The 517-nt window shown below is 58.6% G+C and carries 1 protein-coding gene; it reads right to left on the bottom strand.

Features of this window, described 5'->3' with window-relative positions; translation table 11 throughout:
• Positions 1-82: 82 nt before the first annotated feature.
• Positions 83-517 (bottom strand): SymE family type I addiction module toxin (locus tag PKE79_RS16790; protein WP_271174806.1); only part of this gene is annotated, 435 nt, incomplete at its 5' end.

Raw genomic sequence — 517 nt, 5'->3', positions numbered from 1 at the left:
AAGAGGCCGTTGCCCGGGTGTATCAGCAGTTGGCAGGCTGGAAGGGCAAGGGCGGCTTTACTCAGCTGGAGGCCGCGGACGACTAGCCCTGCGGCGAACCGGGCTCTCCGCCGGCGCACGACTGGCCGGAAGGGAGCCCCGTTCCCGGCGCTGCCAGCTCAAGATTCTCTATCACTAATTTACCGGGCGACACCGAGACTCTGACCTGCGTGCCGACCGGAAACCCCGCCTGCTCCAGCCAGTCGCCGTTTAAGCTTAATGCCGCGTGGCGGGTGTAGCGCCGCGTCTCCCGCGTTTTGCGGTCCTCATGGCGTTTTCTGACATATCCCACGGTTAACTGGCGAATGGCCCTGGCTATCCCTCTGGCTGCGGTAGGGTGCTGTGCGCTCATGATGTGCTCCTTGCTGAAGATACCCCGGTAAAAGTACTGGATAAAATACCAGTTATTGTAAACAGGTGGCAAACCAGAAACTGGAATCAGGCTCGAGAAAAAAGCATGTAATGGATGCAACAGATA

Source organism: Microbacterium barkeri, from assembly GCF_027921765.1.
GTDB lineage: Bacteria > Actinomycetota > Actinomycetes > Actinomycetales > Microbacteriaceae > Microbacterium > Microbacterium barkeri.
The sequence above is the reverse complement of the archived record's forward strand: the minus strand, read 5'-3'. Positions and strand labels throughout refer to the sequence as shown.